Here is a 15,778-nt window from a genome sequence, read left to right as displayed (position 1 = left end):
CGTTCTAGCCTACTTCGGTCGGCCCGGGTCGTCCGGGTGCTCCAGAATATACAGCAGCCACGATGCCATCATCTTCGCGTCGGCTTCGCTCATGGGCGAAATTTCCATCGGGTCCCACTGGTCAGGGTGCTTGGGCTCGGGCTTCATCAGGTACTGCACCAGAGCCTCGGGATTCTCTACATACTGCGCGACGTTATCCTTCATGGGCGGCGCCGCAAACTTGCGCGCCCAGCGATGGCAGCCCTTGCACTCGTTGTTATAGTATTCCGAAGCCTTCGCCTTGAGTTCGGGCGTCACGGCAGGCAGCACAAACAAGTCCGCCGCAAAAAGCGCACAGACAAGCAACAGTACCGCAACAACCGCCCGTGAACCGCGCATCATCTACCTCAACGGGTTCTTGTCGCTCTTGTACCACTTCATGAACTCGGCGATGCCGTCGTGCAGGCTCCAGTGCGGCTTGTAACCGCATTCCGCCTCGAGCTTCGTGGTGTCGGCGTTCGTCTGGTAAACATCGCCCGGCTGCATCGGCAAAAATTCCTTCTTCGCGGGCTCGCCGTAGGCGTTCTCGATTTCGGCGATAAAGTCCATCAGCTTTACCGGGTGGCTGCAGCCGATGTTGTATACTTTGTACGGAACGCCGTTCGGGCACTTTTCCGCGACAGGCATGTGGTCGAGCGCATGCACGCTACCCTCGGCGATGTCGTCGATGTAGGTGAAGTCGCGAATCATGTCACCGTTGTTGAACACCTTGATGGGCTCGCCCTTCGAGATGGCGCGGGCAAAGAGCATGGGGCTCATGTCGGGCCTCCCCCATGGGCCATAGACCGTGAAGTAGCGCAGTCCCGTCATCGGGATGCCGTAAAGCTTCGCGTAGGAATGCGCCATCAGTTCGTTGCTCTTCTTGCTCGCCGCATACAAACTAACAGGATTGTCAACCTTGTCGTCTTCGCTGTACGGGACCTTGCTGTTCAGACCATAAACAGAACTGGACGACGCATAGAGCAGATGCTTCACCCGGTTGTGGCGACAGGCCTCGAGAATGTTGAGGAATCCGACCATGTTGCTCTGCATGTAGGCATACGGGTTCGTGATGGAGTAGCGCACGCCCGCCTGTGCCGCGAGGTTCACCACCTTGTCGAACTTTTCTGCGGCAAAGAGCTTGTCGATAGATTCCTTGTCGGCGAGGTCCATGCGGACGAAGCGCGCACCCGCGAGCGTCGAACTTGCGAGCATCTGCCCGAAGGGGATTTCGGCAAGCACACCACCATTCACCGAACGGAAACCATTCTCCCACAGGCGCCCGTACTTGAGGCGCACATCGTAATAGTCATTGATGTTGTCAAGCCCGACAACCTCGTCCCCGCGGGCCGAAAGCATCGCCATAATTTTCGAGGCGATAAAACCCGCCGCACCTGTCACAAGAATCTTCATTCCAATAGTCCTATTTTGTAAAGAAAAGTAGAAAAAAACTATAATTAGAGCCATGAAGAAAATCTTATTTACCCTATTGGCCTTATATTTCGCGCAAGCATTCGCCGACACTCCCGAAGAATGGATTGCAAGGGCGAACAAGGCGATAAAGACAGAAATTCGGGCATCAAGCAACACAATACACTCGAAGTATTCCCTCGGGAGCCTCCAGGATGCATCCGCAATCCTGGATTCCGCACTCGAGCGGTTCCCGTACCGAATCGACATCTGGCTCGGGCAAGTCCAACTAAACGGCGAAATGGAAAACTGCAAGGCGCAGGCCAGGTATTTTGAGAAAATCCATGAACTGCTAAAGACAAAAAAGGACAAATGCGAACTCAAAGGCGGGCAAAAAATCGCCGACGCAGACAAACTCCTGGAAGGCGAATTCACGATTGCCGCCAGGCAGCATTTCGATAAGGAGAACGACCCCTGCTACGAAATGCTCGCACGCCAAATGCTCAAGTTCCTCCCCAACAACGTAGAAGCACTGAACGCCATGAGCGTGGTGCACCTGCTCCAAGAAAGTGACAGCGCAATAGTTTATCTAGAACGCGCCCACAAGTTAAACCCCTCCGATTGCATCGTGATTCACAACATCGCGGAATTCTACAAGCGCAAAGGCAACAAGAAAAAGCACGAAGAATACACGATGAAAGAAGCGCTCATGTGCAAGCAGAAATAGCGATTCTTTGTTTATATACAAAAAGCCTCCGCAATGCGGAGGCTAATTTTCTAAAAGGCGATTCCTTAGAAGTGGATCACGCGGACCTTGATGACCTTGTCGAGCTTGGAGAGCTTCTCGATGATGGAGTCATCGACCTTGCTTTCCACGTCAACGAGGTTGTAGCCGATCTTGCCGTTGCTCTTGTTAGAGAAGCTGGCAATGTTGATGCCTTCGGCACCGAACACCTTCGTGATTTCGGAAATCATGTTCGGGACGTCCTGGTTGATGACCACGACGCGGCTCTTGACGCCGGCATGCGGGTGATCAACGAGGGCCGGGAAGTTCACCGAGTTACGAACGCAACCGAATTCGATGTAGTCCTTCAATTCTTCGACGGCCATCACGGCGCAGTTTTCTTCGGCTTCTTCGGTAGAAGCGCCGAGGTGCGGGAAGCAGGTCACCTTGTCGTTCTTGATGAGGTCGGCATCCGGGAAGTCGCAGAGGTAGCCCTGGAGGGAACCGGAAGCGAGCATTTCGTTGACCGGGGCCATTTCCACGATGCCACCGCGGGCGAAGTTCATGATGTAGCTGCCCTTGAAGCCGGCGAGGTTCTTGCGGTTGAGGAGGTTCTCGGTCACGCCCTTGATGAACGGAACATGCACGGTGAGGAAGTCAGACTTCGCAATCACGGTGTCGAGGTCGGCAATTTCGACCTTGTTGGAAAGTTCGTGCATGTTGGCGGCGTTCGGATACGGTTCGTAAGCGATGACGCGCATGTTCTTCCAACGGGCATAGTTAGCGACGAGCACGCCGATCTTGCCGAGGCCAATCACGCCGAGGGTCTTGCCAGCGAGTTCCATACCAGCGAACTTCTTCTTGCCGCTTTCGACGGTCTTTGCGAGGTCCGGGTCGGTGGTGTCGAGGTTCTTGACCCAAGCAGCGGCCTTGTCCACGTTACGGACGGCCATGCCGAGCACGGTCATCACCAGCTCGGCAACGGCGTTGGCGTTTGCACCCGGAGTGTTGAACACGCAGATGCCCTTCGCGGAAGCCTTGTCGATAGTGATGTTGTTCACGCCAGCGCCGGCGCGGGCGACAGCCAGCAGGCCGTCAAAGTTGTCGGTATCAACCTGGGCGGAACGCACCAAGATGGCATCCGGTTTTTCGACGGAGTCGGAAACCTGGTAGAACGAGCCAAACAGGCTCAAGCCTTTCTTGGAAATGTTGTTCATCGTCTTAATAGTTGCCATTTTATGTCCTTTGTTAATGTTTAAAAATCTTAGACGATAGACGAAAGACGATAGACGAAAGAAAAATCGCTTTGGAAAAAAAGCACCCTTTCGTCTTTAGTCTGTAGGACCGAAGGTCCGTTCTTTCGTCTATTCATGCCATCTGCCTCTTTCCTTAATCAAATTCACGAGTTCCTCGATGGCGTCCTCTTCGGGGATGTTCTTCTTCACAGCCGTCTTGCCTTCAAACAAGGTAATGCGGCCGGGGCCACCGCCCACGTAGCCGAAGTCGGCGTCCGCCATCTCGCCCGGGCCGTTCACGATGCAGCCCATGATGCCGATGGAAATATCCGAGAGGTGACCGAAGCGGGCCTTGATCTTGCCCATAACCTGCTGAATGTCGTAGAGGGTACGGCCGCAACTCGGGCAGCTGATAAAGTTCGTCTTGCTGCGGCGGCAGTAGGCGGCCTGCAGAATGTCGAATGCAAGGAGCACGCTTTCCTTGGCGCCCTTGTAGCCGTCAATCACGACGGCGTCGCCAAGACCGTCCGTCACGAGGCTTCCGATGTCGGCGGACACGCGAAGGGTCTCGGTTTCGTTGTCATTAATCTTGGCGTAAAGCAGAATCGGGTCTTGGCGACCTGCGGCATCCAATGCGGCAGCAAGGGCGCGCACACCGGAGACCATCTCGGCTCCGGTATAGCAGAACACGGAACCTGCGGGCACGCTTGCCGGATTCGCGGCGAACCCCGCGATGTCCATCGCGTCCTTGAATTCCACGACCGGCTTATCAGAAAGGCTCGGCAAGGCAAATTCCGCGTTGCGGCGTTCGCCTGTAAGTGCAATCGCATCGGCCTTCACGCCAACCTTCACCGGGCTGTTGCCACCGATTTCCACGCCGGAAACGGCGACGGGCGTCGTCGCCCTGCGTTCGTAATGGTACGGGTCCTTCTCGAGAACCGGCACGTTGTATGCCGTCGGCGCAGCAGGCAAAGCGCAGGCCTTGATGAGTTCCTGCGCCACCGGGACTTCGGCCACCGGATCTTCGGTCAAAGAAACGCGTATCGTATCTGCCAGGCCATCGAGCAGGAGTGCGCCGATGCCCGCGGCCGACTTGAGTCGTCCGTCGGCACCCGCGCCCGCTTCCGTCACGCCCACGTGGAACGGATACGGCTTGAAGCCTTCCTGCTTGATGCGGGCGGCGAGCATGCGGTAGGCGGCAATCGCCACGCGCGGGTTGCTGCTCTTCAAACTTAAAACGACCTGGTCAAAATGTTCGGCTTCGCACACGGCCAGGTATTCCATGGCACTTTCCACCATGCCTTCCACCGTGTCGCCATAGCGGTAAATCATGCGGGCAGAGAGCGAGCCGTGGTTCACGCCGATGCGGATGGCGCGTCCCAGGCGCTTGGCCTCTTGCACAAAAGGCGTGAAGGCTTCTGCAACCTTTTCCTTGCCCTCGTCAAACGACTTGTCCGTCTGCTGGTCGAGCGTCAAAATGCCCGTATCCACGAAGTTACCCGGATTGATGCGGACCTTCTCGACCCACTTGAGCGCCTCGAACGCGGCCTTCGGCTGGAAGTGGATGTCGGCAGAAACCGGCACCGTGCAACCGGCGGCGCGCACCTGCTTCATCACTTCTTCGAGAGCGGCAGCATCTGCAAACGTCGGGGCGGTAATGCGAACCAGGCCACAGCCCACCTTGGCGAGCGCAAGCGTCTCGGCCACCGTCTTCTCGACGTCCTTCGGCTTGGTGGTGGTCATGGACTGAACTAAAATGGGGGCGTTGCCCCCTATCAAAGCCTCGCCAACGCGGACTTGTACAGTTTCCCTGCGGACGGCGTTGAAGCGGTCGGCAACATACGGGAATTCGCTAAACTTTGTCATGCTGCCAAAGATAGCAAATTAAAAGCCAAAGCAGGCTATTTTTACTTTTCGTTGGACTCCCAACCGGGGCTATTCCTGTAATAGTTCTCGAGTTTTTCGCGGCATGCGACAAAACTTGCCTTGAGCCTCGGGTCAAAATGCGTCCCCATGGAATCCATGATCAGGTTGTACGCCTCCTCGAACGACATCTGCTCCTTGTAGCAGCGCTTACTCACCAACGCGTCGTAAACGTCCGCAATCGCCATTACGCGCGCCTCGAACGGGATGTTCGCGCCAAAAAGCCCGTACGGGTAACCGCTCCCGTCAAAACGCTCGTGATGGAAGCACGCCACGTTCTTCGCAATCTCCACAAAGAAGGGTTCCTCGATTTCGGCAAGCAGGTTCTCCACGATGGCGGCCCCCTTCTCGGCATGCGTCTTCATCACCTCGAATTCTTCGGGCGTAAAGCTGCCGGGCTTGCGCAGGATCTTGTCGTCAATCGCAATCTTCCCGAGGTCGTGCATCGGCGCCGCCGCAATCAGCGCATCGTAATATTCCTTCGTGCGCCCAAAACCGGAATCCTTCCTGAGCTCTTCGGCCAGGATTCCTGCGACTGCACTCGAGCGCATGATGTGCCCGCCCGTATTGCTGTCGCGGCTTTCGACCATCTTCGCCATGCCCACAATCATCTGCTCCTGGATGGCGTGAATATGCCTGTCGTTATCCTTGATAACGTCCTTGAGCTTCGTATTGTGCGTATCGAGCTTCTTGATATAGCGCTGCAGCCTGGTTTCATCTTCGATGCGGAACAGCACGATATGCGAAATCTTGTTGCGGGCGACCTTGCGCACGCACACCCTATAGTTGCGTCTCCCGTACGCGAAGTAGCTGTCGCTCGGGGAATCCTTCCTCACGAACGATTCCATCAGCGAGCCAAAATGCTTGGAGATTTCAAGGTCTTTGGGCATCGCCCTATCCACGCGGAATTCACCAAGTTCCGGGAAGAACTTGTACGCAATGTCGTTGCACCCGAGGTAGATTCCCTTGTCCGAGAAGGCCACAAAGGCGTTCTGGTTTTCCGCCTCCAGCGATTCCAGCATGGCATCCGAGATATCGCCCATCCTTACGCGCAGGCACACGAAGAACAAGATGAACTCGTCTATCACGTACACGAGCGGCACCACCATCGTATCGCTCCCGATCTCGCGCGAAATAAGGAACGAGATGATGGAAATGAGCGTCATGAGGGCAACCGCAATCAGGTTCTTGTAACTCACGTTTATGCGGGTGCGGGCCGCGTAGGCGATTGTCACGATATTTGCAAGCGTATAGCCCACCAGCACAACATTCCAGAGGAAATGCAGGGGGCCGTATTCGCAGGCGCAGTACGCCACACCGTACATGTGCGTGTACGTGACCGACTTGTAGTAGATATCGCTATGCCCTATGGTACACGAAAGCAGGAGCACAGTAACCGAAAGCGCCCCCAGCAGGAGTTTCGCCCAGTCAGGGAAGTTGAACTTGCAAATGCGCAGAATCACAAAATACTCGAACATCGGCAAGAACACCGAACCCAGGTAACACGCCTTCGTCGCGATAATGACCGTTTCTTCCGATTCGGCAAGCGCCCCGGTGAGGTAGCCGACGTTCGCCACCAGCACGGACGCAAATATGGACGCGAAATAGAAATTCAGCTGCTTGCGGTACAGGAGTACCAGCGCGAACAGGTTCAGGAACGAGACCACGCACATCAGCACCAAGTAAGAAATCACCATGTTTTCCATACGCTAGTGCTCCACCGTCCTGTAGTATTCACGAAGCTTGGCCTCGCAATCCATGAAATACTTCTGGAGAGTCGGGTCAAACTGGGTCCCCATCCCCGCAAGGATAATCTCCCCCGCCTTGTCGTACGACATGCTGTCCTTGTAGCAGCGGCTGCTCACCAGCGCGTCGTAAACATCGGCGACCGCCATGATGCGGGCTTCCACCGGAATCGCGTCGCCCTTCAGACCAAGCGGGTAGCCTGTCCCGTCAAAACGTTCGTGATGGAAATTCGCCACGTTCTTCGAAAGTTGCACAAAGAACGGGTCTTCGATACCCGAAAGCAGGTTCTCGACAATCACCGCTCCCTTCTCGGCATGCGTCTTCATTTGCGCAAATTCGCTGTCGGTAAAGCGCCCCGGCTTCCGCAGGATTTCGTCGTCGATGGCGATTTTCCCGAGGTCGTGCATCGGGGCCGCCGAAATAAGCGCGTCGTAGAAGGAATCCGTCTGGGAATAAGCCATGTCCTTCCGCATCTCGGAAGCCAAAATGCGAATCACCTGGCTCGTGCGCTTGATATGGCCTCCCGTATTGCCGTCGCGGCTTTCGACCATATTCGCCATGCCTACAATCATCTGTTCCTGGATGGCGCTCACCGCCTGCGCGTTCTGCTCCACGACCTTCACCAGCTGGTTGTGGTCCTTGCCCAGCATGTCCACGTACATCTGCACCTTCGTGTCGTCCTCGATGCGGAACAGGCAAATCTGCATTACGTTCCATACCGGAATAATGCGGGCGGTACACCTGAAATGACGGTTGGCATACCAGAACTTGAGGGCATGCCGCAACCTGGTGTTTACCGCCTGCTCGAGCAGCGGCTTGAAAAGATCCCCCATCTCGTGCCCGCTCGGGATAGGCAGGTCCACGCGGCACTGCGCAAGTTTCGGGAAGAACTTGAGCGCGATTTCGTTGCAGCCGAGATATTCACCCGTGGAGGTAAACGAAACAAATGCGTTCCCGTTGTCCTTTTCGAGCGACTGCATCACGCTACGCGCAATATCGTACCATTTCACGTTCAGGCTTATGTAGAGCAAGAACACCTGGTCCGCGAGATACACGAAGGGCATGCAGAGCATGTCGTTTTCCATGTGCCTCGAAATGAAAAACGACGACACGGTGACAAGTTCCAGCATGAACATCGCAAATATGTTCTTGAGCGAGACAAACCGGCGCATCATGCAGGCGTGCACAATGACCCCGATATCGAGTACGGCGTACAGGATAATCATCACGTTGAATACGTCGTGACCCCAGCCGTAGGTCGCCACGTAGTTGCCCGCCCCGCTCTGCACCACGAACTCGACGGTCTTGTAGTAGATGTCGCTATAGCCCACCGTGAACGAGAGAAACAGCACAAAGCAGCTGAACACAATCAGGAGAATGCGCAACACGGGGAGAATCCGCAGGCGGCAGACTTCCGCAAGCGTAAAGAACATGAGCATCGGCAAGAACGCCGAGCCGAGGTAGTTTATCTTGTTCGAAAGGATGGCTCCGTCAACCGATTCCGAGAACCCCAGGAGCCAGTGACCGAAACAGCTGACGACGATGGCGACAAACGTAAAGAACATGTAATTGTTCTTCTGTTTGCGGAAAAGTTCCAAAAAGACAGCGAAATTCACTATCGATAAGACAAACGCCAATGTCAATAAATGCTGTCCCATTACTTACCTTGTTAGAAAAATATAACAAAAAAGGCCACTTTTACACATTTACGTGCATTTTTTCACACAAAATCGCAAAATAGGGGCTACGCTCGGTCAAAAAAAATGTTAAAATATGGGTATAGACGGAGCAAATCGTATGATCCCGAAGATATTTCATTATTGCTGGCTTTCGAACGAACCTTTTCCGGAAAAGGTTCAACGTTGTATGGAATCGTGGGAAAAATACCTGGGCGACTACAACTGCATTTTTTGGGATTACCAGAAGGCCAAGGCGACAGGCATTCCCTGGATTCTTGAAGCCATGGAGCAGGGCAACTGGGCTTTTGCCGCGGATGCGGTTCGCCTGTACGCGCTCTACACCGAAGGCGGAATCTACCTGGATTCCGACGTGCAACTTCTGATGTCGCCGAACCACCTGCTCGACCGCAAGTACATTCTCGGATACGAGAACGGTTCCAAGCGAATCGAGCCCTCGTTCCTGGGTGCAGAGAAAGGCTCGCCCATCATCGGCGAGGCGCTCAAGTACTACACCGAAAGGCATTACGAATACAGCGAGGAGAAGGTGGAACAGCTCGTGCTCCCGCAGATTCTCGCGAACGCCTGTGACAAGTTCAACGGGCTGGATATTCTGCCCGAATGGTACTTCTCGCCCAAGCGCTTCTTGGACGGGGCAATCAATACCGCCGACGAGACGGTGAGCATCCACCACTTCGGGAGCAACTGGCGCCCCGAGAACATCCGCATCGGCATGAAGCGCAGGCAGTACATCTTCAAGAAGTTCCCGCGCCCCATCGCAGAACTGCTCGCCGTCCCGACCACCTTCTGGTCCGACATGAAGGCCCAGGGAATCGGCGCCGCGTTCAAGCACCTATTCTCTAAATAGCGACTAGGGAGGGCGACGCCCTCCCTAAGACCCTCTATCTATTCTTGACGCACCTGACAGACACGAGCGCGCCTTCATGAAGGTACGCATCAACATCGAGATACATTTCGACTGTTTCGTTAAATAAGATTAAATTTATATTCACATCAGGGCTATCGAGCGCAGCGATATACGTCTTGTAGCCAACCCCGTCAAAAGCGCCTTTTTCCTTATAACCACAGGGCATCACCGACAAGCCATACTGATCAGCGAACCTTCCAGTAAAGAGGTCGGACTCCCAACCGAAGCGCGATGCGATATACTCCGGACGGCTAGTGCTCAAGAAATGTTTTATTTCCGCTTGTGTCGGGACATGCCAACCTTCGGGGCAAATTCCCTGGTGATTCCGTTGAATATACTCTCGAATAATGTAGGGATTACTCATGTCGATACCTCCGTTGATATTCATGATGGCGTGAATATCGTAGAGCGTCCCGCAAACATCGCAGTATTCGGCGCTATCCTTGTAACAGGCATACTTGTCCTTCATGTTTTCGACCAAGCTGGAATCTTCCAGGCTATTATCGACATATCCCCGGAAATCTAGATTCTGCGCCATCCAGACCATACCTTCGGCTGCAATCGTCTTATAAACCTTCCCGTCTCGCGGGTCTGTCACAGTGCCGTATTCGTGTTTCGGACTCAGCACGTAGTCCTTGTCGATATCCCAGCTCCAGCCCTGAGTGTTGATCCATTCTCCCTTCTTATTGCAGAAATACATATCAAAGCCCTGGTTTCCCAACTTGTATCCCGGAGTAGTACAAGGGCGTTCCCACTCGTAGGTATCAACCTCATAGGTATTCAGATGCCTCCATTCAAGGTTATCACATTTAACCGCTCCTGTTCCAGCACAACCAAAGTCAATCGTATCGATTACCCCTTCGTTTGCCGCAGTGCATTTCTCGCGTCCGCTCAAGGAATCACATACAGGGTACAACCTTTTATAAACGGCCGAATCACAGTAAATACGGCGCTCTCCTCTTGGGCAATAGTTTACACTATTCTGAATCTCTTTATCAATAATACCGGCGACACCAAGAGGGTCTACCGTTATTTCTCCCGTGTTAGTGTATTGACCGAAACCATACACACAGGAAGGGGCATAATACATCAGATTAACAAAGGATTTTGCCCACAGCGCACTATCGCTTTTGTCCGCCTCCAAATTGATTTTTTCAAGATTATGGAATCTCACGTCGCCGAGTATAGGGCGTTGTACTTCGTTTTCCGCCTGAATTTTCGCCTGGTCAAAAGAGGTATTTGTCGTGTTGATTAAAGCTTCGATTCTTCTTGAAATAGTCACTGAAACCGGATAAACGTATAACGTATCCACACCGGCAAGATTGGCATAAATGCTTTGGCTAAATCCTGTTTTTTCTAGCGTTATTTTAGCATAGTTCAAATCCAAAGGAAGATTCTTAACGACGATGGCAAGCGAGTCAAGTGCGCCAGAATACTTGGTATCACTTTGAGGGTGCAAAGTTGCATCAAGACTTTGGACAGAAGCATTAGTAAAATTAATGGTTACCTCCATATAAGTCTTTATTACAAGTTTTCTTCCGGTATCGGCAGACGACGATGAAACTTTTCCGCTCGAAGACGACACCGCAGACGACGAGGAGTTCATGCCGGAAGAACTTACAGCCGAGGAATTCGCGTCAGAAGAAGAATTCGGTCCAGACGACGAAGACTGCGCGCCCGAAGATGACGAGACGCCATCCACAGAGGACGGCCCGTTCGAAGAAGAACTACGGGTATCGGAATTCCCATCGCGATACGGATCCTCTTGCGACAGGCTATCTTCAGCAACCTGACCATCGTCACCATCTCTGGATACCGGGGTGAAAGATTCGTCGTCACCACAAGAGGTCAAAACGACAAGGAACAAAAATGGGATAAATATTTTCAAAACCTTCATGCAATCCAATATAAAAAAACGGCCGCGTTCATCACGCGACCGTTTCTGCAAATTTGTCTTGATTAGCCTTCAGCCGGTGCTTCCGGAGCAGCAGGTGCTTCAGGAGCAGCTTCAGCGGCCGGAGCGGTTGCTGAGCCTGTCGAAGCATCAGCCGGGGCAGCCTTCGGAGGGAGGAGCGCCTTCATGGAAAGCTTCACCTTGCCCTTCGGGTCGACACCGAGGCAGAGCACTTCGACTTCGTCACCAACGTGAACGACGTCTTCGACCTTCTCGACACGGTGGTCGGCAAGTTCGGAGATGTGCACGAGGCCGTCGCGACCCGGGAGGATTTCGACGAATGCGCCAAACGGCTGGATCGTCTTCACCTTGCCCTTGTACTTGCGGCCCGGTTCGGGTTCGGCAGTGAGTTCTTCGATCATGCGGCGGCAGACTGCAGCGGCCTTGCCACTCGGGGCGGCAATGTCGATGTTGCCATCGTCGTCGATGTTGATCGTGCAACCCGTCTGAGACTGCATGCCCTTGATCACGGAGCCACCGGAACCGATGACGTCGCGGATCTTGTTGGTCGGGATGCGCATCTTGATCATGGTCGGAGCCTTCTCGGAAACCTTCGGACGCGGAGCGGCGAGGCCGAGTTCAGCCATCTTGCCGAGGATGTGCAGACGGCCCTGACGAGCCTGTTCCAGAGCTTCGCGCATGAGTTCCGGCGTAATGCCGCGGATCTTGATATCCATCTGGAAGGCAGTGATACCTTCGGCAGTACCCGTCACCTTGAAGTCCATATCGCCGAGGTGGTCTTCCGTACCGGTGATGTCGGTCAAGATCTTGATCTTGCCGCCTTCCTTCACGGAACCCTTTTCGGAGATGAGGCCCATGGCGACACCTGCGACCGGAGCCTTGATAGGAACGCCAGCGTCCATCAAGCTGAGGCAGCCACCGCAAACAGAGGCCATGGAAGAAGAACCGTTGGATTCCTGAATTTCGGAAACCACGCGGATGGTGTACGGGAAGTCTTCCGGCAGCGGAAGAACGGCAGCGAGAGAGCGTTCGGCGAGGTGGCCGTGACCGATTTCGCGGCGGCTCATGCCGAGGCGCTTGCATTCACCCACGCAGTACGGCGGGAAGTTATAATGCAGCATGTAGCTCTTGGAGCCTTCGCCCTGCAGGCTTTCGTAGCGCTGTTCGTCGGCCTTGGAGCCGAGCGTGCAGACCACGAGACCCTGGGTTTCGCCACGCTGGAAGATCGCAGAACCGTGAGCGCTCGGGAGAACGCCGAGTTCGATTTCGATCGGGCGGACTTCGGTCGTAGTACGGCCGTCAAGGCGCACGTCTTCGTTCAGGATCATTTCGCGCATGGCAGTGCGTTCGTAGTCGCTAAAGATTGCCTTTGCATCGGCGACGAGAGCAGGATCCTGTTCTTCGTCCTTGCCGATGATGGCGAGAATGCGTTCGTCTTCGAGCATCTTCGCGCAGAGGTCTGCCATAGCCGGATAGAAGTCGGTCTTCACCATGTTGGAGTGGACGTCCTTGTTCAGTTCGTCCCACACGACTTCCTTCACCGTGGCGAGGAGCTTTTCGTGGGCTTCGCCAACGTGCTGCGGCTTGAGTTCCATCTTCGGCTTAGCGCAGCGGTCCACCAGTTCCTGTTGGGCCTTGCACATGGCCTTGATGGCTTCGTGACCGGCGAGAATTGCGTTGATCATCGTGTCTTCGGACACTTCGTAGGCACCGCCTTCCACCATGCAGACGGAATCTTCGGTACCGGCGACCACCAGGTCCAGATCGGCGCAGGCCATCTGTTCGTAGGTGGGCATCACGATGTTCTGACCATCGACCACGGCCACGCGCACGGCGGCAACCTGCTGTTCGAAGGGCAGTTCAGAAAGACCGATGGAGAGGGATGCTGCAGACACGCCGAGCACATCCGGTGCAAACTTGCGGTCAGCAGAAAGAACCTGCACAATCACCTGGACTTCGCGCGTGAAGTTCTCGGGGAACATCGGGCGAATCGGGCGGTCGATGATACGGGCAGAAAGAGTTTCCTCGTCAGAGGGGCGTCCGGCCTCGCGCTTGTTGTAGCCGCCCGGGAGGCGACCAGCAGCGTAGGCCTTTTCGCGGTATTCGACGGTGAGCGGGAAGAAATCGCCTTCCTTCTCTTCGCCGTAGCAGACAGTAGAGAGCACGAACGCGTCGCCCATCTTGGCGACTGCGGCACCGCGTGCCTGCTTGGCAATACGGCCCGTTTCGAACGTGATGACGCGGCCGTCAGGGAGCGTAACCGACACTTCCTTCGGGTCGAGCATCTTGCCGTATTTTTGATGGTATGCGTCAATAGACATAGATTATCTCCAGTCCGCAGATTAGCCGCGGAGACCGAGTTCCTTGATGAGAGCACGCTGAGCGAGAATATCCTGCTCACCGTAGTACTTGAGGAGGTTGCGGCGCTTGGCAACCATGGCAGACAGACCACGGAGGGAGTGGAAGTCCTTCTTGTGGCTCTTGATGTGTTCCGTCAGATTCTTGATCTTTTCCGTGAGGATTGCGATCTGGACGCGGACGTTACCGGTGTCCTTTTCGTTTGCACCAAACTTGGCGGTGAGTTCTGCAGCTTTTTCCTTAGTGATAGTAGCCATTATAGCCATTCCTTTTTTTTTGATTGTTGTTTCATTACAAGTTTTTGTCCGAGTTTCCCTGCTCTTGCACCAGTGGAATTGGCGAATCTGGTCACAGGACCCAGTCAAAAATGCAATTTGGGGGGAAATATAGTAATTTGGCTGGCTGGCAATGGGGTTTTAGAAGCGGGAACCGCTCCAAAAGGGTGAATAGGGCCGCTGAAAACGCGGGTGCGGCGACTTGCAGGCGAATTTCGGCAAATTGGGGGCGAATTTCAGCAAATTGGGGATTAAACGGGGCGTTTTTAGCCACTTCAATCCCCAATTTTTAGAACAAACTAACAAGATTTCAGCCAATCCAGGGCTTTTGAGGTCTAAATTCGCCCCAAGTGGGGATTAAATCGGCAATTTTTCGAGTTTCAATCCCCACCTCCCCTGCATTTTCGCCCCCGACAGCACATACAAACTAAATTTTTGGGGATTGAGCAGCGGTTTTTCAGCACATTTAATCCCCAATTTCGCAATTTTTCTTCACTCGCACGCCGAATCACGCAAGAAATTTGCACTTTTCGCCTTTATTTTTCGAAAAACGCCTCAGAAGTTGCTTTTCGCCGCAACTATTTTGTATTTTCCAAGCAATGAGGCTCAGCCCTCGTTGTGTCGCGATGCGAATGCACGCCTTTTCTTATATGGTTAACCCTATGTCCACATGAACAACCTGGAGCTCATCCATCCCGATGACCTGCAACAACGCATGCAGGCGCAATCCGAAAAAATCTTCGACACAATCACCCGCCTGCGCTCGCGCGTGGCAAAAGCCCCGCCGGGGCGACTCCGCACAACAATCCGCGGGAACAAGCCTCGGTACTACCACATAACCGACCCCAAGAAGGCGAACGGCCAGTATATTCCCCGCGGCGAAGAAGCCCTTGCGGCAAGGCTCGCGCAGAAGGAATACGACACCACGCTGCTTCCCCTGTTGGAGCGGCAACTGGAACTCGTCAACAACTTCATCGACGAATACCACCCGCAAGCGCCCGACGACGCGTACGCGGATTTGCCCGATTGCCGCCGGCAGTTCGTGACACCCGCGCGACTTGCCGACAGCGAATATGCAAAGCGCTGGCTCGCCGTCCCCTTCAAGGGCAAGTCCATCGCAGAAGACCGCCCCGAATATGCGACCGCCCGCGGCGAGCGCGTCCGCTCCAAGTCCGAGGTCATCATCGCAGACACCCTCCTGCGCATGGGCATCCCGTACCGCTACGAATTCCCGCTGAAACTGAAATTGCCGCACGAAAAAAGCGCGACGTTCTTCCCCGACTTCACGTGCCTCAACCTGCGCACCCGCGAGGAAATCCTGTGGGAGCATTTCGGCATGATGGACGACAGCGACTACGTCCGCAAGGCAATGGACAAGCTGGACATCTACGAAAGAAACGGGTTTTTCCCGGGAAAGCGCCTGATTATCTCGCGCGAGACGACCGAAAAACCGCTGAACGTAAAGGCCATCCAGAAGTTGGCGGAAGAATACCTGCGGTGAAACCGATTGATTGTCCGGAAGGGGCCACGTGCGAACGCGCATTTCCGAGCACGTTCTTGGACATGATTT

The 15,778-nt window shown here is 54.5% G+C and carries 12 protein-coding genes; 3 read left to right on the top strand and 9 right to left on the bottom strand.

The window, feature by feature from the left end; genetic code table 11:
* Positions 1 to 9: 9 nt before the first annotated feature.
* Both CRO08_RS04410 and CRO08_RS04405 read right to left on the bottom strand, forming a co-directional pair.
* The gene (locus CRO08_RS04410) at positions 10 to 381 is read right to left on the bottom strand and encodes a hypothetical protein (RefSeq protein ID WP_141398232.1); all 372 of its coding nucleotides are present in this window, start codon (positions 379 to 381) and stop codon (positions 10 to 12) included.
* Complete coding sequence (locus tag CRO08_RS04405; protein ID WP_097035205.1) at positions 382 to 1,431, bottom strand: NAD-dependent epimerase/dehydratase family protein; 1,050 nt, start codon at positions 1,429 to 1,431, stop codon at positions 382 to 384.
* Positions 1,432 to 1,483: 52 nt separating this feature from the next.
* Here CRO08_RS04405 and CRO08_RS04400 point away from each other — a divergent pair, with 52 nt between their 5' ends.
* Positions 1,484 to 2,155 (top strand): hypothetical protein, encoded by a 672-nt coding sequence (locus CRO08_RS04400; RefSeq protein WP_097035204.1) that lies wholly within the window; start codon positions 1,484 to 1,486, stop codon positions 2,153 to 2,155.
* A 65-nt stretch (positions 2,156 to 2,220) separates the two neighbouring features.
* Here the strand turns inward: CRO08_RS04400 and CRO08_RS04395 are convergent, their stop codons facing one another.
* The 4 genes from CRO08_RS04395 to CRO08_RS04380 all read right to left on the bottom strand — a co-directional run bounded on the left by CRO08_RS04395 (position 2,221) and on the right by CRO08_RS04380 (position 8,714).
* Positions 2,221 to 3,387, bottom strand: a complete 1,167-nt coding sequence (locus tag CRO08_RS04395) for a phosphoglycerate dehydrogenase (RefSeq protein WP_073115843.1) — start codon at positions 3,385 to 3,387, stop codon at positions 2,221 to 2,223.
* A 129-nt stretch (positions 3,388 to 3,516) separates the two neighbouring features.
* The gene (gene ispG / locus CRO08_RS04390; protein WP_097035203.1) at positions 3,517 to 5,253 is read right to left on the bottom strand and encodes a (E)-4-hydroxy-3-methylbut-2-enyl-diphosphate synthase; all 1,737 of its coding nucleotides are present in this window, start codon (positions 5,251 to 5,253) and stop codon (positions 3,517 to 3,519) included.
* Positions 5,254 to 5,294: 41 nt separating this feature from the next.
* A complete protein-coding gene (locus tag CRO08_RS04385) occupies positions 5,295 to 7,016 on the bottom strand; it encodes an HD domain-containing phosphohydrolase (protein ID WP_097035202.1) in 1,722 nt (573 codons plus the stop codon).
* A gap of 3 nt (positions 7,017 to 7,019) precedes the next feature.
* A complete protein-coding gene (locus CRO08_RS04380; RefSeq protein ID WP_097035201.1) occupies positions 7,020 to 8,714 on the bottom strand; it encodes an HD domain-containing phosphohydrolase in 1,695 nt (564 codons plus the stop codon).
* Between the two features lie 115 nt (positions 8,715 to 8,829).
* On the opposite strand from CRO08_RS04380, the gene CRO08_RS04375 reads away from it, so the two are divergent.
* On the top strand, positions 8,830 to 9,600 hold the full coding sequence (locus tag CRO08_RS04375) for a glycosyltransferase (RefSeq protein WP_097035200.1): 771 nt from the start codon (positions 8,830 to 8,832) through the stop codon (positions 9,598 to 9,600).
* Positions 9,601 to 9,634: 34 nt separating this feature from the next.
* On the opposite strand, the gene CRO08_RS04370 is transcribed toward CRO08_RS04375, so the two are convergent.
* The 3 genes from CRO08_RS04370 to rpsO form a co-directional block, all read right to left on the bottom strand.
* Complete coding sequence (locus CRO08_RS04370; RefSeq protein WP_097035199.1) at positions 9,635 to 11,557, bottom strand: FISUMP domain-containing protein; 1,923 nt, start codon at positions 11,555 to 11,557, stop codon at positions 9,635 to 9,637.
* 62 nt (positions 11,558 to 11,619) lie between these two features.
* Positions 11,620 to 13,896 carry a polyribonucleotide nucleotidyltransferase gene (gene pnp / locus CRO08_RS04365; protein WP_097035198.1) on the bottom strand — a complete coding sequence of 759 codons (2,277 nt, stop codon included), beginning with the start codon at positions 13,894 to 13,896 and terminating at the stop codon, positions 11,620 to 11,622.
* A gap of 21 nt (positions 13,897 to 13,917) precedes the next feature.
* Positions 13,918 to 14,190 (bottom strand): 30S ribosomal protein S15, encoded by a 273-nt coding sequence (gene rpsO / locus CRO08_RS04360; protein ID WP_072810239.1) that lies wholly within the window; start codon positions 14,188 to 14,190, stop codon positions 13,918 to 13,920.
* Positions 14,191 to 14,878: 688 nt separating this feature from the next.
* Here rpsO and CRO08_RS04350 point away from each other — a divergent pair.
* On the top strand, positions 14,879 to 15,709 hold the full coding sequence (locus CRO08_RS04350) for a hypothetical protein (RefSeq protein WP_097035196.1): 831 nt from the start codon (positions 14,879 to 14,881) through the stop codon (positions 15,707 to 15,709).
* Positions 15,710 to 15,778 lie beyond the last annotated feature (69 nt).

The organism is Fibrobacter sp. UWT3 (assembly GCF_900230125.1).
In the GTDB taxonomy this organism is placed as follows: domain Bacteria; phylum Fibrobacterota; class Fibrobacteria; order Fibrobacterales; family Fibrobacteraceae; genus Fibrobacter.
Note: the sequence above shows the minus strand (reverse complement) of the source record. Positions and strands in the feature narration are given on the sequence as shown.